Genomic DNA, 25978 nt, shown 5'->3' with positions numbered 1-25978 from the left:
ACGCGTTAGGCGCGCTCGGTACGCGCAAGCTCGGCAGCGACGAGCTTGACAGCCAGCACCAGCACATCGAGCGCAGCCTCCAGGTCCTCGACCGTGGGATAGCTCGGCGCGATGCGGATGTTGGTGTCGCGCGGATCCTTGCCATAAGGCCAGGTGGCACCAGCCGGCGTGAGCTTGACGCCCAGGTCGGCACAAAGCGCGGCGACCTTCTGGGCCGAGCCCTCGGGGCCATCGAAACTCACAAAGTAGCCGCCATGGGGATGAGTCCAAGTGGCGCAACCCGTGTTGCCCAAGCCCTCGGTGAGTTTACGCTCAACGGCCTCAAAGCGCGGGCGCAGGAACTCGGCATGCTTTTTCATGTGCTCCTTGACCGCCTCGATGGTGGGAAGGAAACGCACGTGACGCAGCTGGTTGAGCTTGTCGGCGCTGATGAGGCCGGCCTTCAGGCGCTTGGAGAACTCGGCGACAACCGCGGGGCTCGCACCAATAAAGCCGATGCCGGCGCCCGGGAAGGTGATCTTGGACGTCGAGGCAAAGGCCACCACGCGATCCTCGGTGCCCGCCGCGCGAGCGAGGTCAAAGATATTTGCGAGCTCGTCGGTCTCGTCGTACAGGTCGTGCACGCAGTAAGCGTTGTCCCAAAAGATGCGGAAATCGGGCGCGGCCGTGGGCATCTCGACCAGGCGGCGCACAGTGTCCTCGCTAAAGGTGATGCCCGTGGGGTTGGAATACTTGGGCACGCACCAGATGCCCTTGATGGAATCGTCGGCGGCAACCAGGCGCTCAACCTCGTCCATGTCGGGGCCGTTGTCGGTCATCGCGACGGGGACATTCTCGATGCCCAAGTCGGCGGTGATGCCAAAGTGGCGATCGTAGCCGGGAACAGGGCACAGGAACTTGACCTTCTTGCCGTCGTGCGCGGCCTCGTAGGCGTCCCAAGGGTCGCTGCCGCACGAGCCGCAACGCCAGAACATACCGGCGATATCGTGCTCGATCAGCAGGCTCGATGAGCCCAGTACGAGCGTCTGCTCGGCAGGGCAACCCAGGAACTCCCCCGCCAGCTTGCGTGCCGAGGGAATGCCCTCGAAGCAACCGTAGTTGGAGCAGTCGACATTGCCGTCGTGCAGATCGGCATCGGCATTGAGGATATCGAGCATGGGGCGAGAAATGTTCACCTGGGAGGGCGACGGCTTGCCGCGCGCCATGTCGAGCGCCAGGCCCTTGGCCTTGACCTCGGCAACCTCGGCTTTAAGCGCCTCGATGGCGGCATCGAGTTCGGTGGTTTCCATCTTCTGGTAGATCGTCTGCATGGGGTGCGACCTTTCGCGAAGCGGTACGTTGCAGTTCGTCTAAGTATAGACCGCCATCGTCGCAACGTTATGAAGCCGTGATAGATTAAGTTCATCGCAATCAATTACGAATCGCCGCGCATGCCGGCGTGGGGCGCCCAAGGAGGCACTATGGAGTACGGATCGTTTCAGGCCGAGGAATTCGGCGACTTGCAGCGCCTGGTCGACGGACTGTTTTACGACCGCCACGCCATCGACCGCCTGGATCTGATCGTACAGGCCGAAATCTTGGACCTGGCGCCCGACCTTATGGAGATCGTGAACCTTTTGCCGCCCGGCTATTACGACCGCCAGTCACTTTGCGACCAGCTCAACTCCGCCTTGGCCGCCCACGGCTGGGGCGCCGTCTACGGAACGGTGGAATAAGCCTCGAGGCCGGCAATTTGGCCCGCTTCCCGACCTTGGCGAGGCTTGTTTTAGGGCTTGTGGCCAAAAAAGGGCAAATATGAGTACTGTTACCTTTTTAGTAGCAGCGATTTTTGGTCGAAATCGGCAAAACTCGACTTGAAACTTCCTAATCACCGTCAGCTAGCGCCAAATTGGAAGTCGATGGTCACTCATTAACGTACAGTTCTTATAACTTTGTTCATTATTTTCCGCACCTAAAATGATACGCCGTTTGTGACAGTACTCACAAACGGCGTTTTTTGACCACTGGCGTGTCTGGCAGGCGGCAAGCACCGCCAGAATCCGCATTTTGGACGCGCCCGAATCGGTTCTGGAGCCGGTTTTCGCGCTCTTACTCGTCTTTGGGCGAGGGATGCTTGCAGACCACGCTCATGTAGATCATGCCGATCACGGCAGCGGTGACCGAACCGGCAAGGATGGCGGCCTTGGCAGCCAGAACCTCAAACTGGGCCGTCGGGAAGGCAAGGCCGCTGATGAGAATCGACATGGTAAAGCCGATGCCGCCCAGAATGCCCACACCGGCAATCATGTGCCAGTTGACATTGCGCGGCAGCTCGCAGGCCTTGAGCTTGACCAAGGCGAACGTCATGCCAAAGATGCCGATCGGCTTGCCCAGCAGCATGCCAAAGTACACGCCGAGCGTCACCGGGTCGGTGAGCAACGTGCTCATATCCACGCCCACCAGGCGAACCTGTGCGTTCACGAACGCAAAGATCGGCAGGATCACAAAGTTGACCGGCGTGGAGATCAGACGCTCCATGCGGATGAGCGGCGGGGTCACGCGGTGCATGACGCGCTCGACCTTGGTGGTCGAGACGGTAAAGTCATGCTGGCCCAGGATGTGTGCCTCGTCGTCGTAGCGGTCATCGAGCAGCGGCAGGCACTCGCCCAGCCAATCGGTGAGACTATCGAGCTTGACGCCGCACTTGGCCGGAATGGTGAAGGCCAGGATGACACCAGCAAGCGTGGCATGTACGCCGCTCTTGAACATGCAGAACCACAACAGCAGACCCAGTACCGAATACGGGGCAAGGCGGTAATGCTGCGTCTTGTTGAGCCACACGAGTGCGCAGGTCACAAGCGCGGCGGCGCCCAACCAAAACGGATTGGGGCTCTGACCGTAGAAGATGGCGATAGCGGCGATGGAGATGAGGTCGTCGGCGATGGCGAGCGTCGAGAAGAACACGCGCACGCCGTTGGGCACGCGATTGCCCAAAAGCGACAGCACGCCCAGCGCAAAGGCAATATCGGTTGCCATGGGGATGGCCCAACCGTTGCGGGCGCCGGCATGGTTAAAGATCAGGTAGATGCAGGCGGGAACGACGACGCCGCCCACGGCCGCCAGCATGGGAAGCATGGCCTGACGTGGATTCTTGAGCTCTCCGACCGTCATCTCGTACTTAAGCTCAATGCCCACCAACAAAAAGAAAATCGCCATGAGGAAGTCGTTGACGAAAAGCTCAACGGTGAGGCCAGCCGTCAAATGCCCCAGACCCACATACAGCGGGGCCTCCAAAAAGTGATGGATGGCCTCGTAGGCATCGGTATTGGCGCAGATGACGGCGGCGATGGCGGCGAAGACCATGACGGCGGCGGAAATCGTGCCGTTCTCGGCGATGCGCTCCCAGATATCGTGACGCTCAAAGCGCTTGCGCTCACGAACGTTGAACAGCTGCTCAGTTGCTGCCATGGGCGGCTCCTTTCACGGGATGGCTCCCGTCTTAAAAAAGCACGGCCCGCCCAAGTGGCGGCGCCGCGCTCTAACGTATTACGCTTGCATCTAGCCTACCCTGCACGACAAGCACGCAGGCGTGGCCGAAAAGCGGAACCACAGGTTGAACATTATTTGCTCAACGGCGCGGGCACGCCTGTCCAAGAGACGACGCAGCGCCGTGCACAAAAAAACGACCGGAGCGCGGGGCGTCCGCGATCCGGTCGTCGGTGTTAGGTCAAAAGAACCTAGCAGGAGGCCATGATGGGGGCAGCGACCTGCTTCTTACGGGAGAGGACGCCCGGCATCCAGACGCCGTCGTGCTCGTCGGCAATGCCCAAGCCCTTCTGAGCAGCCTCGGTCTCGCCCTCGAGCAGGACCTGCGAGCCCTCCTCCATGATGTCGGTGATGCACAGGACGATGCCATCGGCACCCTTCTCGGCGGCGTAGGCGCGCATGGCCTCACGGATCTCGTCGATCATGCCGAGAGCGCGGCTCTTGTCGACAGTCTCGTACTGGCCGATGAGCAGCTTCTTGCCAGCGGGCTCGAACATCTTGATGTCGTTGCCGACCATCTCGGCTGCGGTGAAGGAGCCGGACGGACGGGTGAGGAAGACCTCCATGCCAAACTTGACCGGGTCGACGCCTACCTGCTCGCCGAGCTTGGCAGCGACGGCGCGGTCGACATCGGTGGTGGTGGGGCTCTTGAGCATGAGCGTGTCGGTCATCATGGCCGAGAGCAGCAGCTTGGCCTGGACGTCGGAAAGCTCAACGCCGAGCACGCCGGCGAGCTTGGTGACGATGGTGCAGCTGGAACCCCAGGGCAGGCAGATGTAGTGCAGCGGGCCGGCGGTCTCGAAGTCGCCGATGCGGTGATGGTCGACGACGCCAAAGACCGTGGCGTCCTTAAGGCCGGCGATGGACTGGGCAGACTCGTTGTGGTCGGTGAGGACAACGAGCTGACCGGCCTCGACGGACTCGATCACGCGGGGCTCGGCGATGTCGGCGTCGGCGAGCAGCTTGGCGGACTCGGCCGGAAGCTGACCAAGGGCGCAGGCCTCGTAGGTGTTGCCGGCATACTCAACCTGGTTGAGCAGCTGGGACAGGACGACGGCGCTCATGATGGCGTCGTTATCGGGATTCTGGTGACCAAAGACAAGAACGTTTGCCATGGGTTTCCTCCACTTGATATGTGTACTTGGACGCAGCTATAGTAGCACGCTGACGCCGAACCCTAGGGGACGGAAGGGCCGCGGCGCAATTTGGGGCAAGTGTTGGGGCGAGGTCAAGGGCGAAGCCTGTCCCCCTCACTACCTGCCCCTTGCACCAGCTATTTACCGGCGGCGCGCAGGGCTACGTAGGCGGCACCGATGATGCCGGCGTCGTTGCCGAGCGATGCGACCTTAATGGGCGTCTCGCGCGAGGCGGAAAGCGCGTAGCGCTGGAAGTGCTCGCGAACTGCGTCGAGGTAGACATCGGCCGAAGCGGACGCGCCGCCACCGATCAGGAACATCTCGGGGTCGACCACGTTGGCAATAAGCGCCAGGGCGCGGCCGAGGTAGTCGGCCATGGTATCGGCAGCTGCTAACGCGAGCTTGTCACCCTCGCGGCAGGCCTGGAACACGTCCTTGGAATCGGAGGGGCCGGTGAGCTCGATGGGCTCGACGCCCGCCTTCTTGCACTCGGCCAGGTAGTTGCTCACCACACCGGTGGCGCTGGAATACTGCTCCAGGTGACCATGGCCGCCACAGCCGCAGGTGCGCTCCTCGTCGGGATTCAGGCACATATGGCCGATCTCGCCGCCGGCACCCACAACGCCCGACACCACGTCGCCGTTGACGATAACGCCGCCGCCCACGCCGGTACCGATGGTGACCATCACCACGTTTTGCACGCCCTTGGCAGAACCGAGCCAGGCCTCGCCCATGGCAGCGGCGTTGGCATCGTTCTCGTACTTAACGACCGCGTCGGGGCAGTGCTCCTGAATGGCGATCCTAAGCTCGGGCAGGTTAATGGCAATGTTGGCCTTAACCTTGGCATCGCCCGACGCCGGGATGGGGCACGGAACGGCCAGGCCAATGCCCGCCACAAAGGCGCGCGGAATCTGGGCCTTGGCGACCACCTGGTCGATAGCCTCGGTCACCGCGGCAAAGCCCGCAGCGTCAACGATGGGAGGCGTGGGCACACTGGCCTTGGCCAGCAGGTTTCCGTCCTCGTCGAACAGGCCCTCCTTAACCGAAGTGCCGCCGACGTCGATGCCGATGTAGTACTGCTTAGGTTCCATGGGAGCCCGCCTTTCTCGTTTAAACATTGCCTGTATGGTACCGCTCCCAAGGCAAAAACCTGCCAAAAAGGGACAGGTTTGTTTTGGCAGGTTTTATCTGGGAAAACGCAAGGCATGAGATTCGGTTCGCTGGGCGGCAAAACGGCCCAACCCCATCTTCGTGCCGATCAATTTGCTCAATACCACATTATTCGAATGCATATTCATTTAGAGCGCTCTAGATAATAAAGAGAAGCGTTTTTTAATTATATCTTTCTCGAACTTTTCAAAAACGCAATAGGGATGCTTAGGCGTGGACTATACTTTTTTTATACTCAATCAAGCTGGAAAGGAGGTTCCATGATTCCCAAATATGAGGCGATAGCTGCGGATATCCGCCGAAGCATCGAGGACGGCGTTCTTAAACCGGGCGACAAGCTACCCACCGTCGTTGAGTTCTGCGAGATCTATAGCGTTTCCAAAATCACCGTCAAACGTGCTATTGAGCAGATTACCGATGAAGGTCTTGTTACCAGCCGGCGCGGATCGGGCACCTACGTTAAGGACACGGCGGGGCTTCCCGGCCAGGCGTTTTTCCAGGGCAAGAACGATCGCTCCCAGGGCTTTTCGTATGAGCACCGCGGGGAGAAGGTGACCTCGGTGGTCTACGATTTCTCGATTGTCAATCCGCCAGCAGACGTCGCTGCCCAGCTGGGAATTGCCGAGGACGACTTTGCCTATCACATCGTGCGCGTGCGCCAGGTCGACGAGAAGCCCATCGTTATCGAGTACACCTACATGCCCCTCGAGCTGATTCCGGGCCTTAAGAAAAAAGACCTGTACGCATCGATCTACAGCTTCATCCGCGAGCAGTGCGGACTCAAGATCTCAAGTTTCCACCGTACCATTCGCGCTGTCGCGGCAACTGAAGAAGAGGCTGAGCGCCTGGATACCAAACCCGGCTCTCCCCTGCTCGAACTCAACCAGATTGGCTTCTTGGATAGCGGCACCGCGTTTGAATATTCTGTCTCGCACAACGTAGGCGACCGCTTTGAGCTGCACAACGTAACGCTGGCCTAGTTTTGTAATCCGGTGGGTGCTCGTTTTGAGCTGTCCTACGCGGCACCCGCACAACCTTATGGGAGTATGCACATGTCCGATTTGATTAAACTCACGCCAATCTTCCACGAGAAGATCTGGGGCGGCCGCCAGCTGGAGACCGTGTTTGGCTACGACATTCCCGAGGGTCCCATCGGTGAGTGCTGGGCCATCTCGGCCCATCCCAACGGCGACTGCCAGATTGCGGAGGGCCCGTATACAGGCCACACGCTTTCGTGGCTGTGGGCCGAGCACCGCGAGCTCTTTGGCAATTGCGAGGGCAAGGAGTTCCCGCTGCTCATCAAGATTCTGGACGCCAAGGACGACCTTTCGATCCAGATTCACCCCAACGACGAGTACGCCGCCGAGCACGAGAACGGAAGCCTGGGCAAGACCGAGTGCTGGTACGTGCTTGATTGCGAGCCCGGTGCCACGATCATCGTCGGCCAGCGCGCGCACGACCGCGCCGAGGCCGCGCAGATGATCGAGGACGGCCGCTGGGACGAGATGCTCAACGTGCTGCCGATTCACAAGGGCGACTTTTTCCAAATCGACTCCGGCACCGTGCACGCCATCAAAACCGGTACGCTCATTTTGGAGACGCAGCAGTCGAGCGACGTGACGTATCGCCTGTACGACTACGACCGCCCCGGCACCGACGGCAAGCTGCGCCCACTTCACATTGAGCAGAGCCTGGATTGCATCGATTTTGACGTTCAGGCTCCGACCGACGGCACGGTGACCGCGCCCGAGGTCGATGGCGTGACCGAGCTCGAGTCTAACTCCTGCTACACCGTCGATCGCGTGCGCGTCGACGGCAGCAAGACCTTGGAGCAGCACTGGCCCTTCATGTGCCTGTCGGTCATCGACGGCGAGGGCACCGTCTGCGGCGACCCCGCCCACAAGGGAAGCCACCTGCTGGCTCCGAGCACCGTCAGCTCCATCGACCTCGAAGGCGAGATGGAACTGATCATCAGCCACCTCTAGGTCGCACCAACAACCAAAACGCAACAAGGGGCTCCCCCGTCCATGCACGGGAGAGCCCCTACTCACATCTATTTTTCTATCAGCCCACCCGGCTCTCCAGACCAAAAAGCGAACGAGCAAAGCAACGTTCGCAAGCAACGTTACCCAAGGCCCCGAACAGGCGCCATGGACAACGTCGATCGCGAGTTCCGCACGAGCCGGAGAGCACTTAATGTGCTCTCCGTGCGAGCAGGACTGTCCGAGCAGGCGATGTTGCCCTATACGCCCACCCAGGTCCGCCGGGATCACGACAGCTTGACGATCGGTGCAAAACCTTTCATCAGCTTTTTGGTCTGGCCGGTCTTTTCGAATTGAACCTCGATCATGTCTCCGGCGACCGAGATCACGGTACCGGTGCCAAAGGTCTTGTGGCTCACGGTATCGCCCGCGGCAAAGTCCTGCGACGCGCTGGCGCGATCGACCTTGCGCTCCACCGTCGGCGACACCTTGGACGACGGCTTTTTAGCTCGCGGCGCGCCCGAACCAAAGGTCGAGGCAACACGGCCGGCGTCGGGCGAAACCCCGCGATGGCGCTCGGTGCCATAGGTGCTGCCACCAAAGAAATCGTCGAAGCTCGATCCGCCGCGCGAACCGGAACCGCCGGTCGAGCGCGTATGCGAACCGAACACCTTGCCGCCATACATATCCGAGCCCATGCCCGAGCCAAAGGTGCCGTGACGGTCGCCGCGCTTCTCCCAGCCCGTGCCCTCAAAACCGGCAGAACCGATACCGCTAAACTCGATATCCTCAAACGGAATCTCGTTGAGGAAGCGAGAGCGCGGGTTGGCAGAGGTCGAGCCGTAGGTGCGACGCGTGGCCGCATAGGTCAGGAACAGGCGCTTACGGGCACGCGTGATGGCAACGTAGGCCAGGCGACGCTCCTCCTCGAGCTTGCCCGGGTCATCGCTGCCGCCAAAGTCGTGCACGTGCGGGAAGATACCCTCCTCCATGCCGGCCACGAACACCGCCGGGAACTCCAGGCCCTTGGCGGAGTGGATGGTCATCATGGTAATGGCATGCGTCTCGCCGGCCAGGGAATCCAAGTCGGAGCGCAGGGCCAGCCACTCCATGAGTGCCGGCAGTGCCTTACAGGTGAGCGGACCGTAGGTGCGCTCGATCTCGTCGGCATGCACGGCGCCCGCCGGTAGCTCTGTTGGCACGGCATACGCGTTGCCCGCGATGGCGGCGGCCAGGGCATCCTGCGGCGAGAGCGCCGGGGCGGCTAGGCTATCGAGCGGATTGGAGCCCGCGGCGTCACGAGCGCCGACAAGTGCCTCAAACGAGGATGCCGGAGCGGACGGCCCCGGCTCGGACGCGGGCGCACTCACCACGACGGACTCGGACTCGGCGACGGACGGCACGTCGGCAACACCGGCCGCGCGCAGCTCTTCTAGACTCTCGAGCGTACCCTCGATATCCTCGTGCGTCTCCTCAAATTCGGCGGCGACGCCCAGGAATTCCTGGATGTTCTCGGCGCGGCTCTCGGACTCCATGGTGCCCTCGGCGCGAAACGCCTGCAGCAGGCCCGTCTTATCGACAATCATCTCGACGACGTCCTTGAGCTCGCCGTCCATGCGGCGGCCCTCGCGCACCAGCGCCACAAAACTCGACAGGCCGTTGCGCACCTTGGCACTAAACATGCCCGTCTCGGCTGTTGCGATCTCGCAGGCCTGGAAGAACGAGCAGCGGTTGTCGCGCGCCAGCTGCTCGATCTTTTGGATCGAGGTGGAGCCGATGCCGCGGCGCGGCGTGTTGATGACGCGCTTGACGCTCATCTCGTCGGCCGGGTTCACGATCATCTTGAGGTAGGCCATGACGTCGCGAATCTCGGCGCGGTCGAAGAATCGCGTGCCGCCGACGATCTTGTAGGGCACGCCCGCGCGCAGGAACATATCTTCGAGGATACGCGACTGGGCGTTGGTGCGGTAGAACACGGCGATATCGTCGTAGCTCGTACCCTTGGCATGCAGCTTTTCGATCTCGCCGGCAATCCAGCGACCTTCGTCGCGCTCGTCGCTTGCCTGGAAAGCCTGAATCTTCTCGCCATCGCCCTCGGCCGTAAACAGGCGCTTGTCCTTGCGCTGCGAGTTGTGACGCACCACGGCGTTGGCGGCGCTCAGGATATGACCCGTAGAGCGATAGTTCTGCTCCAGCTTGACGGTCTTGCAGTTTTTAAAGTCCTGCTCAAAGTCCAGGATGTTGGTGATGTCGGCGCCACGCCAGCTGTAAATGGACTGGTCATCGTCGCCCACGACCATAAGGTTTTGGTACTTGGCGGCCAGCAGGTTGGCGATCTCGTACTGGACGTGGTTGGTGTCCTGATACTCGTCGACGCTAATGTAGCGGAAGCGCTCCTGGTACTTGTCGAGCACCTCGGGGCGGGTGCGCAGTAGCTCGAGCGTGCGCACGAGCAGGTCGTCGAAGTCCATCGCGTTGGCGGCGCGCAGGCGGCGCTCCAGCTCCAGGTAGACTTGCGCGGCCTTTTTGTCGTTGGGGCTATCGGCGCTCTTGAGCATGTCCTCGGGCCCGATCATGGCGTTTTTAGCAGAGCTGATCTTGCTGCGGATCATGTTGATGGGGAACTGCTTTTGCTCGATGCCGAGCGCCTGCATAATGTCGCGCACCATGCGCTTTGAGTCGTCGTCATCGTAGATGGTGAATTGACCGGTATAGCCCAGCAGGTCGGCGTCCTCGCGCAGCATGCGCACGCACATGGCATGGAAGGTGCACACCCACATGCCACGGGTGCCGCTTGGGATGAGTGCCGCCAGACGCTCGCGCATCTCGGCCGCAGCCTTGTTGGTAAACGTGATGGCAAGAACCTGCCAAGGCTTAACACCCAGGTCGCCGAGCATATGTGCGATGCGGAAGGTCAAGACGCGGGTCTTGCCCGAGCCGGCGCCGGCGAGCACCAGCAACGGGCCCTCGGTGGACAGGACCGCCTCGCGCTGGGCGGGATTAAGGCTGTCGATGTCGACGAGCGGCTTGGCGGGCTTGGGCGCCGGCGCGGGAGCGTCGTAGATGTCGAGCGGAACGAGCTCGGGCTCCGGCGCAGCGGGGGCGGTGTATGCATCGAGTGGCACGGGTTCCGGCGCGGGCGGCACGGGCGCGGCAGTGTTCTTTTCCCAGGGCAGGGGCTGGGTCATGGGCGACTCCTCATCTGACGGACGGCGCGCCTGCGGGCAGCGCCATAGTTTGAGCCGTACCAGTATACCGAGCCGCGCGGACACCGACGCAAATCACACCACGACTCCGTGCGCCACCATCGGACCCACCCCATCGCCCAAAAAAGAGGGCAGCATAGACCTTTTGGTCATGCCACCCTCTTTGAATGACAAGCTGTCGCTCTGGCCGCCGCGCAGCGTCGACTAAGTTAGAGGCCGAGCATGGGCTCCAGAACGAAGAAGTATGCGAGCACTACGATGCCCAGGATGATGCGGTAAACACCGAAGCACTTAAAGTCGTGACGGCGGACGAAGCCCATGAGCCACTTGATGGCGATGAGCGAAACCACAAAGGCAACAACGCAGCCCACGCCCAAGATGGCGATCTCGTTGGTGCCGAACGTGCCGCCCTTGATGAAGTACTTGACCAGCTTGAGCGCACTCGCGCCAAACATGACAGGGATGGCCAGGAAGAACGTGAACTTAGACGCCACCGAGCGCGTGCAGCCCAAAAGCAGGCCGCCGATGATGGTAGAACCGGAGCGAGACGTACCAGGCACCAGCGAAAGCACCTGGAAGCAGCCGATACCCAGCGCAGTCTTCCAGCTGAGGTCCTCGAGCGTGGCGATGGAACCAAAGTCCAGATTCTCGTCATCGTCCTCATCCTCAGCGGTAGCCGTGGGGGGCGCCGCAAAGTGCGCACCGGCGGGACGTCCACCCGACACCACAGCACGCGAACCAAACGAACCGGCAACGGCCATTTCCTCGCGCTTGCTCGCGCGCCAGTTCTCGATCACGATAAACAGCACGCCGTACACAATGAGCGCCAGCGCCACGACGGGAGCGTTGTAGAAATGCTCCTCCATCCAGTCGTTGAGCGGCAGGCCGATCGCCGCCGCAGGAATGCAACCGAGCACAATCTTGCCCCACAGCACCCAGGTGTCGCGACGGCCCTCCTTGCCCTTGCTGGGCGAGAACGGGTTGAGCTCGTGGAAAAACAGCACGCAGACGGCCAGAATGGCGCCGAGCTGAATCACGACCAGGAACATATTCCAGAACGTCTCGCTCACGTTCATCTTGACGAACTCGTCCACCAAGATCATGTGGCCCGTCGACGAAACGGGCAGCCATTCGGTGATGCCCTCGACCAGGCCCATGAAGGCAGATTTTAGAAGCTCGATAATATCCAAAGGGACCCCCTCGTTAGACACCCGCCGGTAGATGTTCTGCGGACGATGCGGGCGATGTCCCATTATCAACCGTTGGCGGTGCGACCGCGCCTACCCTTACCAAAAAACTCGCCCGTTCACAGAATTGCGAGCAGTTAAACCGAAATCCTTGGGTATAACTGCAACAAGATAAAGTGTCCGGCGGTCAACGCACCCGCGCCCGCCCGACGCACGAGCCCCGCGCCCGTGCGATAGACCAAGGAGGAAACCATGAACGAGGGTTACACCAAGGTATTTGTTTCACTCGACGGTACTGAGCAGCAGGATTTTGTGCTCGCACGCGCCATCAAGGTCGCCGCGAACAACGGCGCCAAGCTGATTATCGGCCACGTTATCGATTCCACGGCGCTCGAGAGCGCCGGCTCCTATCCGGTCGATTTGGTCAACGGTCTGGAGGAGGCCTTTAAGAACTCCATCGAAAAGCAGCTCGAAGAGGCCAAGGCCAATCCCGATATTCCCGAGGTCGAGGTTATGATACGTGCCGGTCGTATTCGCGAGACGCTCAAAGACGAGATGCTCGACGTGGTCAAGCCCGACCTGGTGCTCTGCGGCGCTCGCGGCCTGTCCTCGATCAAGTATGCGCTTCTGGGTTCGATTTCGACGTTCCTGCTGCGCAACACGGACTGCGACATTTTGGTCGTAAAGTAGCGTTGCTCCCACCGGCCGCGGGGCCTGCGGGGTTTCCACGGGCACGTCCTCGCCGCGTTGCGGCTGCGGAATGTGCCCTTAGGAAACCCCTCCCGGCCTCGCGGCCTTCGCAGCCTTACTTCAGCGAGTTGGCTGATAAAAGATGGCGTGCCGCCCCGTTTGGGGCGGCACGTTTTGTTTGGGCTGCACGTTTTTGTTTTGGGAGATCCATTTGAGCCTCATAGTTATGTTCACGTTCGGGAACATAACGCCAGTTGCCTTAGCTAAGTTCACGTTCGGGAACATAGCCGTCCGCAGCGCAAGACGGCCCGGCTACTCAAAGTATTGGAACTTGTTCGTCGAGAAGGCGAACGTTACGACAAAGCCTTCGCCGGAGTCGGATGCCGCCGTGACGTCGATGCCCATCTTGGAGCATAGGCGCGCCACCAGGTAGAGGCCGATGCCCGTTGCGCGCTTGGTGGTGCGGCCGTTGTCGCCGGTAAAGCCCTTCTCGAACACGCGTGGCAGGTCTGCCGCACACACGCCGCAGCCGTTGTCCGCAACGGTGAGCTCGATGCGCTCGCTCGCCAGGCCCTCGTCCAGTAACGCGCCCGAAAACACGATCTTCGCGCCGTCCTCGCGCGCATATTTAATGCTGTTCTGAATGAGCTGGCCCAGGATAAACTCGAGCCATTTTTCGTCGGTAAAGACCTCGAAGTCGAGGTTCTCGCACACCGGAGCCACGTGCGCCGCAATGAGCTCGCGCGCGTTGGCCTTAATCGCACCCGTCACCAAGGTCTTAAGGTCCCAGCGGCGAATCAGGTAGTCGCGCTCCACGACTTCCGAGCGCGCGTAGTACAGCGCCTGGTCGATATAGCGTTCCACGCGAGCCAACTCGCGACCCAGGTCATCGACACGTGTTGGGTCATCTGCGCCGCCGTCGAGGTTTTCCAGAATCAGGTGAGCCGCCGCCAGGGGCAGCTTGGCCTCGTGGACCCAGCTCTCGATATAGTCGCGATAGTCTTCGGTCTGACGCCGGCCCTCGGCAACCTCGTCGCAGGCGGCTTTGCCCACCCGGCACAGGACCTCGTACTCGAGCTCGCCCTCGGCATAGGTTGGGCATTGCACCATCTCCTGCACCCATGCGGGACTCTCGAGCTCCTCTGCCGCGCGCTCCAACTGACGCAGAAAACGGCGACGGCGAGCGTACTCGATCACGATGCCGAGCATACCGAAGATAAAGGACACGCCAACCGCCACGACCACGATAGAAACGGGTGCGCCGGCGACCGTCAGCACAAAGCAGCTCAGCAGCACGCCGCACGTCCACACGGCGACGGGAAGCAGTGCATCTTTAAAGAACTTGCCAAACGACATAGCCGGCCCCTAGACCGAATAGCCTTGGCCGCGATGCGTCGTCAAATACCCCTTGATGCCGATTTTTTCGAGCGTGGTGCGCAGGCGGTTGATGTTGACGGTGAGCGTATTGTCGTCCACGAAGGCATCGGAATCCCACAGGTCCTGCATGATGGCCGAGCGCGAGACGATCTTGCCCGCGCGGCCCAAGAGCAGCGAGAGAATGCGCAGTTCGTTTTTGGTGAGCTCGGTACTGTCGCCGGTTGTCGTATTGGTAACCGTGGAGCGGGCAAGGTCGAGCTCCAGCCCCTTGTGGACCATGGTGCTGCGCTCGCCTGCCGCCGTGGTGCGGCGCAGCAGCGCGTTGATGCGTGCCACGAGCACGCGCGCGCTATAGGGCTTGGAGATAAAGTCGTCCGCACCGAGTGTCATGGCCATGACCTCGTCGATCTCGGTCGTGCGCGACGTGAGAACGATGATGGGGACCTCGGATTCGCGGCGGACTTCGTGGCAGATATGCTGGCCGTCTTTGACGGGAAGCGTGAGGTCGAGCAGTACCAGATCGGGCGCGGCAGCGAGAATATCGCGCGAGACGTGCTCGAACAATTCGCAGGCCTCGACCTCAAAACCTGCACGGACAAGGATGTCGGCAAGCTCGCGGCGAATGGGCTCGTCGTCCTCAACGATATAGATCAGCGCCATGGATTCCGCTCCCCTCTTGGTTGTCTTGCCACCATTATGGCTGCCAAACTGCAGGTGTGCGCCACGCACGTCGCCAAGGTGACAGAACTGTTCGCGAGCGGGGGCGTTTGGCTCGCCCCTCGCTCGCAACGGGTGCGGGGATCACATGATTATGAAATCCCCGTCCCAGAATAATCATTTAGCGGCGGGCGCGGAGCTTTTCGTAGCCTTCGGCGAAGAAGGCGACCGTGGCGGCGTCCGCCTCGGCGGCATCGGTATCGTCGGCGGGGACCACGCCGTGCTCGTCGCTCACCAGGAACAGCGCGCCCTTGAGCTGAGCGGGGATGTCTACGCGCGTGACCGGGATGTCCTTGGTCTGGGCCAGCTGTTCGATGAGCGTCGCCGTGCCGCACAGGCGCTCGTCCGCCGGCGCCACAAAGGCCAGCTCGCCGTCGTTGACGGCAGCAAGCAGCTCGGGCGCCACGCCGGTTTCGTCGGCCTCGGAACGGGCCTCGGCAGAACGGGCACGCAGCGCCTTGGCTGACGTATCGGCGAGCGGCTCGTACTCCCCCACTGTCATGGCGGCGTTGCCGTTGATGTCGATCACCAGCATGAGCACGCCGTCGTGCGCGGTGTAATCGCCCTCGGCAAGCGACCACTCAACGTGCTGCTTGGCCCAGCTGAGCATGTTATGGGTAAGCGGCTCGCCCTGCACCAAGCGCTCGGACAGCGCGCGAATGTGACGGTTGAGCATGGGCACCTTTTTGTTGGACATGCGCCAACGGCAGATAAGCGCGGGCTTGTCGAGCGTAAACTTCTCGACCGCCTCCTGATTGGCGCAAAAGTCCTCGTACGCACGCTGGTCCTCGGCATTGCCAAACAGCTCTGCATCATCAATCTGGGGCATGGTCATACCTTTCGTGTTAGTCATTCCGTCCTCTTATACCAAAAAGACGGCCCTCCAAACGGAGCGACCGTCTTTTGCAGAGATTATTTTAGAAGCGAGGCGGTCCAAGGGACGAGATAACATCCCATCCTCCCCAGTCAACCTAACAGGTCGGCGAGGGTTGCCCAGGTGCCGCAGATTGCCGTGAAAGAGGAGCGACGCGTACTTGGGTACGCGAGCGACGAATGAGCGGCAAGGTGCGGTGGCTGGGCAAGCCGCAGCGCCACCTCCCTACTTAATGGCGGAAGTGGCGGGCACCCGTGAAAACCATCGCAATATTGTGCTCGTTGCAGGCCTGGATGCTCTCGTCGTCGCGCTTGGAGCCACCGGGCTGGATGATGCAGGTCACGCCGTGTGCGGCAAGCACGTCGACGTTGTCGCGGAACGGGAAGAACGCGTCACTTGCGCAGGCAAAGCCGCCCTTCTCCACGCCTTCGCGCTCGCAGAAGTCCTCGGCGCGTTCGCAGGCAAGCAGTGCGGAGTCAACGCGGTTGGGCTGACCAGGGCCCATGCCAATGCCGGCCTTGCCCTTGGAGACCAGGATGGCGTTGGACTTAACGCCCTTGCAGACCTTCCAGGCAAACTCGAGCTCGGCCATCTCAGCGTCGGTGGGCTTGCGATCGGTGGGGAACGTAAAGGTCGCGGGATCCTCGGTCACGTGGTCGACCTCCTGCACCAGCATGCCGCCGTCGATGGAGCGCAGCTCCACCTGGGCACCGTGGTCCACGCCGCCGGTAGCCAGCACGCGCAGGTTGGGGCGCTTGACCATGCGCTCGAGCGCCTCATCGGTGTAGCTCGGGGCGATGATGACCTCGACGAACTGCTTGTTCTGGTCGGCGAAGTGCTCAACCAGCTCAAAGGGAACCTCGCGGTTGCAGGCGATGATGCCGCCGAAGGCGCTCTTGGGATCGCAGGCGAAAGCGCGGTCGTAGGCGGCCGTGATGTCCTCGGCAACGGCGGAACCGCAGGGGTTCTGATGCTTGAGGATCACGCAGGCCGGCTCGTCGAACTCGCGGACCAGGTTCCAGGCGGCATCGGCGTCCAGATAGTTGTTGTAGCTGAGCGGCTTGCCCTGGATCTGCTCGGAGCCCACAAGCGGGAACTGAGAGCTCGCGGTGTTCTCGCAGCCCTCGGCAAAGCGGTAGACCGTAGCCTTTTGCTGAGGATTCTCACCATAGCGCAGGTCGTCGACCTTCTCCAGCGAGATCTCGAGCTTGGCAGAGGTGTCCGCCACGTCGCTTGCCTGAGCGGCAAGCCAACGGGAGATAGCCGTGTCGTAGGCGGCGGTAGTCTGGTAGACCTTCACCTGCAGGCGGCGACGGGTGGAAAGCGTGGTGCAGCCACCGGTCTCGCGCATCTCGGCCAGGACGGCATCATAGTCGGCCGGGTCGGAGATGACGGTAACGCTCGCGGCGTTCTTGGCGGCAGAGCGCAACATGGAGGGGCCACCGATGTCGATGTGCTCGATGGCATCCGCAAAGGTGACCTCGGGGTTGGCGACGGTCTTCTCGAACTCGTACAGGTTGACGACGACCAGGTCGATCAGCTTAATGCCGTGCTGGGCGGCCTCCTGCATGTGCTGCTCGGAATCGCGGCGGGCCAGCAGCGCGCCGTGAACCTTGGGGTGCAGGGTCTTAACGCGGCCGTCCATCATCTCGGGATAGCCCGTGAACTCCTCGATGGGGGTTACGGGAACGCCCGCGTCCTCGATGGCACGAGCCGTGCCGCCCGTAGAGATGATCTCGACGCCAAAGTCATCAACCAGCGTCCGTGCGAAATCGACGACGCCCGTCTTATCGGTAACCGAGATCAACGCGCGCGCGATCTTCACATCAGATCCCATGCAGTCCTCCTGTCTGGTACGCCGCCGTGCTCTGTGAGTCGGTGATACGTCGATCTGCAGCGCTCGCGCAGCGGCATTGAAAATACTGATTCAATGTAGCGCATCGAGCGCGACGTTGCACCCCGCAACGAGCGCATGTGCAGAAAAAGTTTGCGAGCGGAGGGGATGGGCACGGCACCGGGCACGGTGAGTTCATGGAACACAGGGGCACCATAATTAGATGCCAATAGCGTGGTAGAACTGTGCTCGATATGCATCCGCAAAAGAAAGAGGCACCATGGTCTCGCGGGTTCTCTACCGACCGTTTGATACCGAAGACTTCGACGCCATCGCGCTGATTCTGCAGCAGCTTTGGCATAACAATTCGGATAACGATGAGTACAACCGCCTTGAGGCCGCATGCGACCTCGCCTATTGCCTTTCGTCATCGACGTTTTCGCAGGTTGCGGTAATTGACGGCGAGGCGCGCGGCATTGCGCTTGCACGCGCAGGACAGAGCCCCGACGTCACTATCAACGAGCATTGGATGGATACCGAACGCGCGTTGCTGTCGCAGATGCGCGAACTGGAGCCCGATGCCTGCGCCGAGTATCTCTCGTTTGTGCGCGCAACCATCCGAACCAACAACCGCCTGCTCGAGAGCAGCCCATTGCCGCACGACAACGAAGTCACGCTGCTCGCCGTCGACCCTGACGTCCACGGCCTGGGCGTGGGATCGGTGCTGCTCGACGCCGCAATCTCACATCTGTCCTCGTGCGGGGCGACCAGCGCACACCTGTACACCGATTCCAACTGCTCGTGGAAGTTCTACGAGCTGCACGGCTTTGAGCGCACGGCCACGCACCGCGCCAACCGCGAAGAGCGCCGTCACGACATGCCGCGCGAAAGCTTTCTCTACGAACTCGACCTAACAACCTAAACCCGGCATCCATACCTAGTCATTTAAGAACGTCCCCAACGACTGATCCCCAACGACTGGTCATTTAAGTCTGTCCCCAATGAGTAGCCTTGGTGATCTGCAAATAGCTGTGGTCAAAAAACATCAAATATGAGTACTGTTACCTTTTTAGTAGCAGCGATTTGAGGCATTTTTGATGCTTATAGGCATGACGACCAGCTGCACGAGCTGACGTAACTCCCCAAATGTTCAATAAAATGGGCTCCTAACGAGAAGTGCTCTCATTAGGAGCCCATTATTATGTGCAAACATATGTGACCAACGCAGCAACAGTACTCATATTTGGCATTTTTTGTCCACTGCCCCTTGCGCGAAGGTCCGCAGCGGAAAGTTTGACCCGTTTCGATGCACAAAAATGGGATGAATCTTCCCTGGCAACCGCCCAGAAAGATCCACCCCAAAGCAAGCGCTCGCTAGAACGTTCCGCCGCCGCCTCCGCCGACGCCGCCGCCTCCGCCGCCCGAGAAGCCGCCACCACCGCCGCCACTCGAGCTATCGGAGCTCGAAGCCAACTCGCGGATGGTCTCGTGATACACATCGTTGAACGAATCGAGCGGAGACTCGTTGCCGTAGTGATGGTAATACCACCAGTAGCAGGGGTAGTTGTCGTAGAAATCATCGCTGTTGCGCAGGTCCGCAGGCACGGCCTCGGCCAGCTGTCGCAGCACTTCTTTCGAAACGCCCAGGGCAACGCCCATCACCAGCAGCTTGTTCCACAGCACCAGATCGCCCGGGACGGCTTCCTTTAGGCGTGTGAAATCCTCGAGCCAATGCTTGAGCGCCTTGCAGCGAGCCGCCACCTCGGCGCCCTCCGGCGTGTAACGGCGGAAGGTGCAGCTCAGGACAAAGCCCACGATCGTAACGGGGATCGAGATCATAGCGGCACCGACGTTGGCGTCCGCAAAGTCGGTATAGAACAGAGAGCCCAGGATGCCAAAGACAATGATGATGCCGAGAACCAGGCCGGCCACTATCGCGATAGTGCCATCCGATGCAATAAGCTCGCGCGCCTCCAGCTTGCCCTTAACTGTGCTCTGATAGTCCTCGAGCTTGTCGCCAACAGATGTGGTGCGCTCGCTAGCGTACTCCTCCAGCTCGCTAAACGTGCGCGAACGGACTCCGTCCTTATCGGGCTTAACGCCAGCAAAGAAGACCTTGAGCACGTCGCGATCGATGCCGTCCTTCTTGGCAGCCTTCCAGGCCTCGTCGGTCACTGTGATGCGATACGTCTGCTCCTCTTTTTCGCGACGGAGCAGACCCTTCTTCTTGGTCTCGGTCGCTTCTTCCAGCTTGATCACGCGGTCGTCGGTGAGCTTCATAAGCGTGGCGATATATGCCTGATCGGGCACGTCGTTCCAGCTCATGAGAGCTGCAAGCACCGCGGGATGGTCGGCCGAGGGCACATCGCGGAAGTACTCGTCCTGAAAGAGCGGCTTGGGCTTGGACCTGCGCAGCTTAAGCATCACGATCACACCGGTATAGGCAACCGCCACGACAACACACACCACGGCAATCGCGCCGGCAACCGCACGCGCGTGCTCACGGCGAGCGTTGGCCTCGTCGGCCCATTCCTTCTCTTCGCTCAGGATCGTTGACATGCGCTCTTCGCCCGAAGCGGCAAGCTGCGGCACCCAGTCGCTAGGGAAGGCGATGCGTGCCTCGGCGAATTCGCCCTGGTGCACGCAGGGAATGGTATAGGTGACCATGGGCTCGTCCTCATCGAGCGACACGTCGCCCGTCAGCGGACCATGGCCCCATGCGCGGAAGTTATCGCCCTTGACGGCCGCCGTCCCGGCAGCGGCATTTGCGAAGCACACTTCCATCTCGACGTCATCGGAATCCGCAGACCAGCCGTCACCCACGAACTTCCAGTAGAGCTCGGCGGTATCGGCCCAGTTCATAACCGCACCGGTCATGGTGTAGCTCACGTAGTAGATTGCGCTGTCGCCGCTCTCGTGAGGGCTGAACACCTTAATCCTTACGCCGTCACCGGTCTGCTCGACCGTGTAGACGCCAGAGTCGCCCTTGTTCGCGCTATCGACTTTGTTAAACGCGGTGTCCTCTTCCTCGACACTCAGCACGTCAACGCCCGCCGTGCCGCCCTGCTGGTTGGTGCCCGTATTGATCTCCCAAAACACGCCGTTGATGTCGTCGTCGAAATCAAACTGGCGTCCCTCGACAACGGTCAGCGATCCATCGGCCTCGACCGTGGCACTGATGTAGGTTTGGGTCATGGAATACCCGTCGGCACGTGCAACGGCGGGCAACAGCAGCAGCGCGCACGCGACGAGCGCGCAAATGGAAGCAAATCGCGCAAACGGGCAGCGCTGCCGACAGGTCTTGGCAACGGGGGCGTTCATAGGCACATCCTTTGTCTGTGATACCAGTAGCGTCATTGTCCCACGTTTGCGGGTTCATGTGACGAACATCTAGGTCAGCGGAGTATTAAACGGGACGAAAGTCACGCCCGCGACCGGCACCTGGGGACGTTCCTTATCTGCCGGCAATCTGGGACACTCCTTGGCATAGCCCGCTCCGGCATAGATACCACTTCATAGCTCCGTCACAGGTGTAGCGGCTTTGTGCGGGCGCGGCGTGAGCCGATTAAGCCGGCGAGCGAGGGGCATAAAGCAGTTAAGCGAAAACGGTTTGCCCCTTTGCCGTTCGCTTGAGGATCATGTCCCCCTTTTCCGCGGAAACCCCGGCAGTTGCGAAGAGCTGCCGGGGCTTCTGTCGTTTGAGGGGTTGAAGGGGCTGAGCTTGGGGCGGTAATCGAGGTGTTGAGTCGGTGCCCGCCGCGCACAACACGCAGCCTCGGCAACTCGCGAGCATCGACGACGCCCCCTCACCTCACCCCGCGCTATACTCGTCCGCATGGATATCAACGCATGCAACATAGCAACACACGCCGCGGGCGCACCAGCAGCGGCCGCTCCCGCGCCCGTCGTGGGCCGCTTTGCCCCGTCGCCCTCGGGCCGCATGCATCTGGGCAACGTGTTCAGCTGCCTGTGCGCGTGGCTTTCGGCCCGCAGCCAGGGCGGCAGCATCGTGTTGCGCATCGAGGACCTGGACGATCGCTGCAAGCGCCCGGAACTTGCCGCCCAATTGATTGACGACCTAGCCTGGCTGGGGCTTGAGTGGGACGAAGGCCCCTACTGCCAGCACGATCGCCTGGACTTGTACGAGGACGCCCTGCACCAGCTGCTAGACGCCGGCCTCACCTATCCCTGCTTTTGCACGCGCGCCGAGCTCCACACCGCAAGCGCGCCGCACGCCAGCGACGGCACGCCCATCTACCGCGGCGCCTGCCGAGGCCTTTCTGCCGAGGAGGTTACCCGCCGCAGCGCCCTGCGCGCTCCCGCCACGCGCCTGCGTGTGCCCGCCGTCGACGACCTCGCCGGCGACGTGATCGAATTCGTTGACCGCACGTACGGAGCCCAATGCGAGGCACTCGCCACCGAGTGCGGCGACTTTTTGGTGCGCCGCAGCGACGGCGTGTTTGCCTATCAGCTGGCCGTGGTGGTCGACGACGCTGCCATGGGCGTCACCGAGATCGTACGCGGATGCGACCTGCTTGGTTCCACGCCGCGCCAGATCTATCTGCAACATCTGCTGGGACTGCCCACACCGCGCTACGCGCACATCCCGCTGCTCATGTCGCCGGACGGCCGCCGCCTTTCCAAGCGCGATCGCGATCTGGACCTGGGCGAGCTCCGCACCCGCTTTGGCACACCCGAGGCACTGTTGGGATGGCTCGCCGGGCAAACAGGCATCGCGCCGGACACCACGCCGCGTACCGCCGAGCAGCTGGTCGAGCACTTTAGCTGGGACGTCATCCGCGCGCACCGCGAGAACATCACCGTAATGGCCGAGTAGTCAAACGCCCTGCCCCCTTCACTACCCCCCCCCGACGAGTGCGTAATTCTGTATCTTGTTATGTACGGAATAGTTCCGTACAATGATGCAAAGGAGGTTTTACCATGCCAACGATTGAGAAACAGCGCCGTATGGATCTAAGGCTGACCGAGCGTCAACGCCTTACTTACGAGCGCGCCGCGGCCTTGCGCGGGCAAACTCTCACCCAATGGGCCACGGCTCACCTTGACGAGAGCTCCGCACGTGACATCGCCGAGGCGTCAACAACCTATCTTTCTCCTGATGGTTTTGATGCATTTTGCGAAATGCTCGACTCACCCATGCCCCAAGCCGCAAAAGCGTTGCTCGACCGTAAAGCGATTTGGGAATGAGCACGTTTACCAAGCCCGTTCAACTCCCCGTTGGTCAAGGCATCGAGGCTTTCCACTGCGGTAATACCCTTGTAGACGGATGGGCTAAAAACAGATCAGCCTCGGCGCGAAGAAGAGGGTCGGCGGTTATATACGCATCGTATTACGACGGCGCAGTCGCCGGGTTCTATACGCTATGTACGCACTCCGTAGCTCGCGAAAATGTTGACGGAGGATGGTTCGTTCGGAACTCCCCCTCCCAAGTTCCCGCAGTGTTGCTTGGAATGATGGGGGTTGATGAGAAATTCAAGGGGCTTGGTCTGGGAGCATCGTTGCTCAAAGATGCCATCGAAAACGCCTTGAAAATTTCTGCCCTAGCGGGAGCGCGAGCTTTGGTTGTCGATCCAGTAGATGATGAGGCGGCAGCGTTCTATGCGCATTTCGGCTTTGCAGCCCTACCCGGCACCAACCGAATGGCGTTGAAACTCTAGACCGCCAGCAGCATCTCCTCCAGCTCCCAGTATGTCTTAAGTTACCCTACAGATAATGACTATTGCCAAAATGTAGGGTAACTACCCAAGGCATCATACGAAGAGCTCGCTATGCCTGCCCCTACGCAACGTCCCAGGGCTGGAGCTCGCCGCCCAGGCGAACGATGCAGTCGTAGAGCACGGTGTGGCGCTCGGCCGGGTTGGCATCCCGATGAAAATGCCCGTAGTACCAGCGCTTGTAGTCCAAGCGATCTTCCAGCTCGTCGAAAAATGCCGTAAGCCGATCGACAGCTGGATAATTCCAGCCAGGTGCCGGATAGAGCGTGGGCGAGAGCATGCGCGTGGAGCAGGTGTGGGTGATCACGTAGTCGACCTTCCAGCCCACGCTATCGAGCTTTGCCCGCGCCTCCTCAAAGTTGCGCTCGCCCGGCAGCTCCTGCGGCCACCAGCTGGAATACGGGATGCGGTATTCCTTGTCCACACTCGTGGCGCCGCCCATGGTAAAGATCGTCGACCCACCGAGCTCAAAAACCTCGCCGCGCGTCAGGCGCCGTATAGGCGAGGTGTCCGACAGGCGTTGCGTCAGTCCACCGTGCCACAACTCCAGGGGGCGCTCCGCCCAATGGTCGTAGCGTTCGTGGTTGCCGTCGACGAACAGCACGGTATAGGGGCGCGACTCCAGCCAGGCGATATCGGCGCATTCCTCGGCAGAAAAATCCCACGGAAAGCCAAAGTCTCCCGCGATAATCAGATAGTCGTCGCTCGTCAGACTATCCCCAAGCTCCCAGTCGCGGAGCTTTTGCATGTCGATGCCACCGTGGACATCACCCGTCACATAAACCGTCATCGGATCACCACTTCCCTCTTATAGGCTTCGAGATCGTGCTCGATCTGCTCGTCGCCCGTGGCGTTGACCCACCACGGCCATTTAACGCAACACGCCGGCTCGTCGACCTGCGCAAACCACGACTTGAGCTCCTCCAGGCTCACCGGGGCGTAGCCGTTGGCGTCCACGCCCACGTCATAGCGCAGCAGCCCCTGCCTAAGGTTGAACGTGTTGTACGCGCCGCCGCAGCTGTGGATATGTCCGTGAAGATGCCAGCCGCCGTGCGACATGCCTTGCCAGTCGACCATGGGATAGTGGCTCAGCACGATTTTTTGGCGGTCGATCTTGAGCACACAAATGGGCGGCTCGACGATAAAAGCATCCGCCACCGCAGGCTGCGTCCAGTCTTTGTCGTGGTTGCCAGGCAGCAGATGGACGTGCTTGCATGCAATGCTCTTACGCAGCTCGTAGGCGTCTTGCACCGTCATCTTAAAGCTGAAGTCGCCCAGAATATAAAGCTCGTCGTCCAAAGCGACCTTGCTATTAATGTTGGCGACCATGGCGTCGTTCATCTGCGCACCAGTCGACCAAGGCCTGTCGGCGAGCCGCAGCATGTTCTCGTGTCCAAAGTGGGTATCGCTGGTAAACCAGATCATGGGAACCTCCTAACGCTGTTGCTCAAAATAGTCACTCGCCGTCTCATCCTGCCCATCGGCACATCGCGCTTCGATCGGCACGATATCTTGGTAGATAAGGCGATGCTTTTCATCACGCCATTCATCGTCATGGTAATGGCCAAAGAACCAGGTGCGGTAGTCGAGCCGCCCGTCGAGCTCGCCCAAAAAGGCCTGCAGCGAATCGTCGTAGAACTCGCGATTACACTCCATGCACAGTTCGTCCGCCAAATCGACCGGCGCCTCGTGAGTCACAACATAGTCAACCTTCCAGCCCACGCGATCGAGCGAGGCGCGACAATGGTTCATCTCGCCCTCACTCGGCATTTCCTCGGGCCACCAAGTTTTTCCCTCCCGGCGCCACTGCTTGTCATGGCTCGCGGCGCCGCCCATGATGAGCACCGCGCTCCCCGCGATGTCGAACACCTCGCCGCGCATCAGGTGCAGCACGTGCGGGCGAGCCTCGTGAACGAGGCCCCCGTTCCACTCTCGCGCCGGCAGTCCCGCCAGCAGATGGTGGTTCTCGTGATTGCCGTCGACAAAACACGTGGTCCAGGGCTTGGACTCAAACCAGTCGAGCCAGTATTTGTCGGTGTTCGAGCCGCCCCATATAAAGCCAAAGTCGCCGGCAACGATCACCACGTCATCGCGCGTCAGCGTTCGACCCAATGGCCAAGCGCGCGACGAGAAGCGGCTCGCCCCATACTCGGCAATACCGTGAACGTCTCCGGTAACGAAAATGGACATCAATCAACACCTCCGCGCTGTACGGCTCTGGACAAATCGATGGCAAAAACTGCAGGCCGGCCCCGGCATCTGCATCCCTTAGGGCTTACCCCTCGTTCTTCCATCCAAACGGGTCAAACACCCAAAAAATCAGATCGAGCACGCCGCCGGTTATCATGGCGCCGGCAAGGGCCATGCAAACGTGCAGAGAGCTGGCACTTCGGAGCACGTCAAACGGCCCCAGAACAGCCAGCAGCGCGACCGCTGCGCCGGCAAGGCACAGCGCGAGGCACGGCCCCGCGTCCTTGACGCACTTCTTTGCGAGATGCTTGGTGTTGTCACTCATCAATATCGAGCTCCTTAGAGGGTCGCCGTT

23 protein-coding genes are annotated in these 25978 nt (G+C 60.9%); 8 read left to right on the top strand and 15 right to left on the bottom strand.

The features are described 5' to 3' along the window. Positions 1–5 precede the first annotated feature (5 nt). Positions 6–1310, bottom strand: a complete 1305-nt coding sequence (locus DXB86_RS02715) for an aminotransferase class I/II-fold pyridoxal phosphate-dependent enzyme (RefSeq protein ID WP_117736063.1) — start codon at positions 1308–1310, stop codon at positions 6–8. A gap of 150 nt (positions 1311–1460) precedes the next feature. Between DXB86_RS02715 and DXB86_RS02710 the strand changes: the two genes are divergently transcribed. Then, positions 1461–1715, top strand: a complete 255-nt coding sequence (locus tag DXB86_RS02710) for a hypothetical protein (protein WP_022093864.1) — start codon at positions 1461–1463, stop codon at positions 1713–1715. A gap of 373 nt (positions 1716–2088) precedes the next feature. On the opposite strand, the gene nhaA is transcribed toward DXB86_RS02710, so the two are convergent. From nhaA to DXB86_RS02695, 3 genes are all read right to left on the bottom strand, one after another. Then, positions 2089–3447, bottom strand: a complete 1359-nt coding sequence (gene nhaA, locus DXB86_RS02705; RefSeq protein WP_117736062.1) for a Na+/H+ antiporter NhaA — start codon at positions 3445–3447, stop codon at positions 2089–2091. Positions 3448–3716: 269 nt separating this feature from the next. Beyond that, on the bottom strand, positions 3717–4640 hold the full coding sequence (locus tag DXB86_RS02700; protein WP_117736061.1) for a manganese-dependent inorganic pyrophosphatase: 924 nt from the start codon (positions 4638–4640) through the stop codon (positions 3717–3719). Positions 4641–4798: 158 nt separating this feature from the next. Beyond that, complete coding sequence (locus DXB86_RS02695; protein ID WP_233504124.1) at positions 4799–5752, bottom strand: ROK family protein; 954 nt, start codon at positions 5750–5752, stop codon at positions 4799–4801. Between the two features lie 339 nt (positions 5753–6091). On the opposite strand from DXB86_RS02695, the gene DXB86_RS02690 reads away from it, so the two are divergent. After that, positions 6092–6811 (top strand): GntR family transcriptional regulator, encoded by a 720-nt coding sequence (locus DXB86_RS02690; RefSeq protein ID WP_158555264.1) that lies wholly within the window; start codon positions 6092–6094, stop codon positions 6809–6811. A 72-nt stretch (positions 6812–6883) separates the two neighbouring features. After that, positions 6884–7816 (top strand): type I phosphomannose isomerase catalytic subunit, encoded by a 933-nt coding sequence (locus tag DXB86_RS02685; protein ID WP_369831474.1) that lies wholly within the window; start codon positions 6884–6886, stop codon positions 7814–7816. Between the two features lie 284 nt (positions 7817–8100). Here DXB86_RS02685 and DXB86_RS02680 read toward each other — a convergent pair whose 3' ends face one another. Both DXB86_RS02680 and DXB86_RS02675 read right to left on the bottom strand, forming a co-directional pair. Next, positions 8101–11001 carry an ATP-dependent helicase gene (locus DXB86_RS02680; protein WP_117629941.1) on the bottom strand — a complete coding sequence of 967 codons (2901 nt, stop codon included), beginning with the start codon at positions 10999–11001 and terminating at the stop codon, positions 8101–8103. Between the two features lie 227 nt (positions 11002–11228). Further along, on the bottom strand, positions 11229–12209 hold the full coding sequence (locus tag DXB86_RS02675) for an undecaprenyl-diphosphate phosphatase (RefSeq protein ID WP_089572431.1): 981 nt from the start codon (positions 12207–12209) through the stop codon (positions 11229–11231). A 249-nt stretch (positions 12210–12458) separates the two neighbouring features. On the opposite strand from DXB86_RS02675, the gene DXB86_RS02670 reads away from it, so the two are divergent. Further along, complete coding sequence (locus DXB86_RS02670; RefSeq protein ID WP_117583590.1) at positions 12459–12896, top strand: universal stress protein; 438 nt, start codon at positions 12459–12461, stop codon at positions 12894–12896. 312 nt (positions 12897–13208) lie between these two features. Here the strand turns inward: DXB86_RS02670 and DXB86_RS02665 are convergent, their stop codons facing one another. The 4 genes from DXB86_RS02665 to purH all read right to left on the bottom strand — a co-directional run bounded on the left by DXB86_RS02665 (position 13209) and on the right by purH (position 17701). Further along, positions 13209–14252: a sensor histidine kinase gene (locus DXB86_RS02665; protein ID WP_117564916.1), complete on the bottom strand. Its 1044-nt coding sequence runs from the start codon at positions 14250–14252 to the stop codon at positions 13209–13211. A 9-nt stretch (positions 14253–14261) separates the two neighbouring features. Continuing rightward, entirely contained in the window at positions 14262–14933 is a 672-nt protein-coding gene (locus DXB86_RS02660) for a response regulator transcription factor (RefSeq protein WP_117736057.1), read from the bottom strand. Positions 14934–15111: 178 nt separating this feature from the next. After that, positions 15112–15843 (bottom strand): hypothetical protein, encoded by a 732-nt coding sequence (locus tag DXB86_RS02655; RefSeq protein WP_117736056.1) that lies wholly within the window; start codon positions 15841–15843, stop codon positions 15112–15114. A 250-nt stretch (positions 15844–16093) separates the two neighbouring features. Beyond that, on the bottom strand, positions 16094–17701 hold the full coding sequence (purH, locus tag DXB86_RS02650; RefSeq protein WP_117736055.1) for a bifunctional phosphoribosylaminoimidazolecarboxamide formyltransferase/IMP cyclohydrolase: 1608 nt from the start codon (positions 17699–17701) through the stop codon (positions 16094–16096). 277 nt (positions 17702–17978) lie between these two features. Here purH and DXB86_RS02645 point away from each other — a divergent pair, with 277 nt between their 5' ends. Further along, positions 17979–18620: a GNAT family N-acetyltransferase gene (locus DXB86_RS02645; protein WP_117736054.1), complete on the top strand. Its 642-nt coding sequence runs from the start codon at positions 17979–17981 to the stop codon at positions 18618–18620. Positions 18621–19072: 452 nt separating this feature from the next. Here DXB86_RS02645 and DXB86_RS02640 read toward each other — a convergent pair whose 3' ends face one another. Then, positions 19073–21019 (bottom strand): DUF2207 domain-containing protein, encoded by a 1947-nt coding sequence (locus DXB86_RS02640; RefSeq protein ID WP_158555263.1) that lies wholly within the window; start codon positions 21017–21019, stop codon positions 19073–19075. 514 nt (positions 21020–21533) lie between these two features. On the opposite strand from DXB86_RS02640, the gene gluQRS reads away from it, so the two are divergent. The 3 genes from gluQRS (at position 21534) to DXB86_RS02625 (ending at position 23376) form a co-directional block, all read left to right on the top strand. Continuing rightward, positions 21534–22535, top strand: a complete 1002-nt coding sequence (gene gluQRS, locus DXB86_RS02635; RefSeq protein WP_117736052.1) for a tRNA glutamyl-Q(34) synthetase GluQRS — start codon at positions 21534–21536, stop codon at positions 22533–22535. A 104-nt stretch (positions 22536–22639) separates the two neighbouring features. Beyond that, entirely contained in the window at positions 22640–22906 is a 267-nt protein-coding gene (locus DXB86_RS02630) for a DUF1778 domain-containing protein (RefSeq protein WP_089572439.1), read from the top strand. Then, positions 22903–23376, top strand: a complete 474-nt coding sequence (locus tag DXB86_RS02625) for a GNAT family N-acetyltransferase (protein ID WP_089572440.1) — start codon at positions 22903–22905, stop codon at positions 23374–23376. Before DXB86_RS02630 ends, DXB86_RS02625 begins: the two co-directional genes overlap by 4 nt. A gap of 121 nt (positions 23377–23497) precedes the next feature. On the opposite strand, the gene DXB86_RS02620 is transcribed toward DXB86_RS02625, so the two are convergent. From DXB86_RS02620 to DXB86_RS02605, 4 genes are all read right to left on the bottom strand, one after another. After that, positions 23498–24223 (bottom strand): metallophosphoesterase, encoded by a 726-nt coding sequence (locus tag DXB86_RS02620; RefSeq protein WP_089572441.1) that lies wholly within the window; start codon positions 24221–24223, stop codon positions 23498–23500. Further along, positions 24220–24858 (bottom strand): hypothetical protein, encoded by a 639-nt coding sequence (locus DXB86_RS02615; protein WP_117635617.1) that lies wholly within the window; start codon positions 24856–24858, stop codon positions 24220–24222. Before DXB86_RS02615 ends, DXB86_RS02620 begins: the two co-directional genes overlap by 4 nt. 9 nt (positions 24859–24867) lie before the next feature. Continuing rightward, positions 24868–25623: a metallophosphoesterase gene (locus tag DXB86_RS02610; protein ID WP_117736051.1), complete on the bottom strand. Its 756-nt coding sequence runs from the start codon at positions 25621–25623 to the stop codon at positions 24868–24870. Between the two features lie 85 nt (positions 25624–25708). Next, positions 25709–25948 carry a hypothetical protein gene (locus DXB86_RS02605; RefSeq protein WP_117736050.1) on the bottom strand — a complete coding sequence of 80 codons (240 nt, stop codon included), beginning with the start codon at positions 25946–25948 and terminating at the stop codon, positions 25709–25711. Positions 25949–25978: the final 30 nt, after the last annotated feature.

It is taken from the genome of Collinsella sp. OM06-18AC (assembly GCF_003438785.1).
In the GTDB taxonomy this organism is placed as follows: Bacteria; Actinomycetota; Coriobacteriia; order Coriobacteriales; family Coriobacteriaceae; genus Collinsella.
The sequence above is the reverse complement of the archived record's forward strand: the minus strand, read 5'-3'. Positions and strand labels throughout refer to the sequence as shown.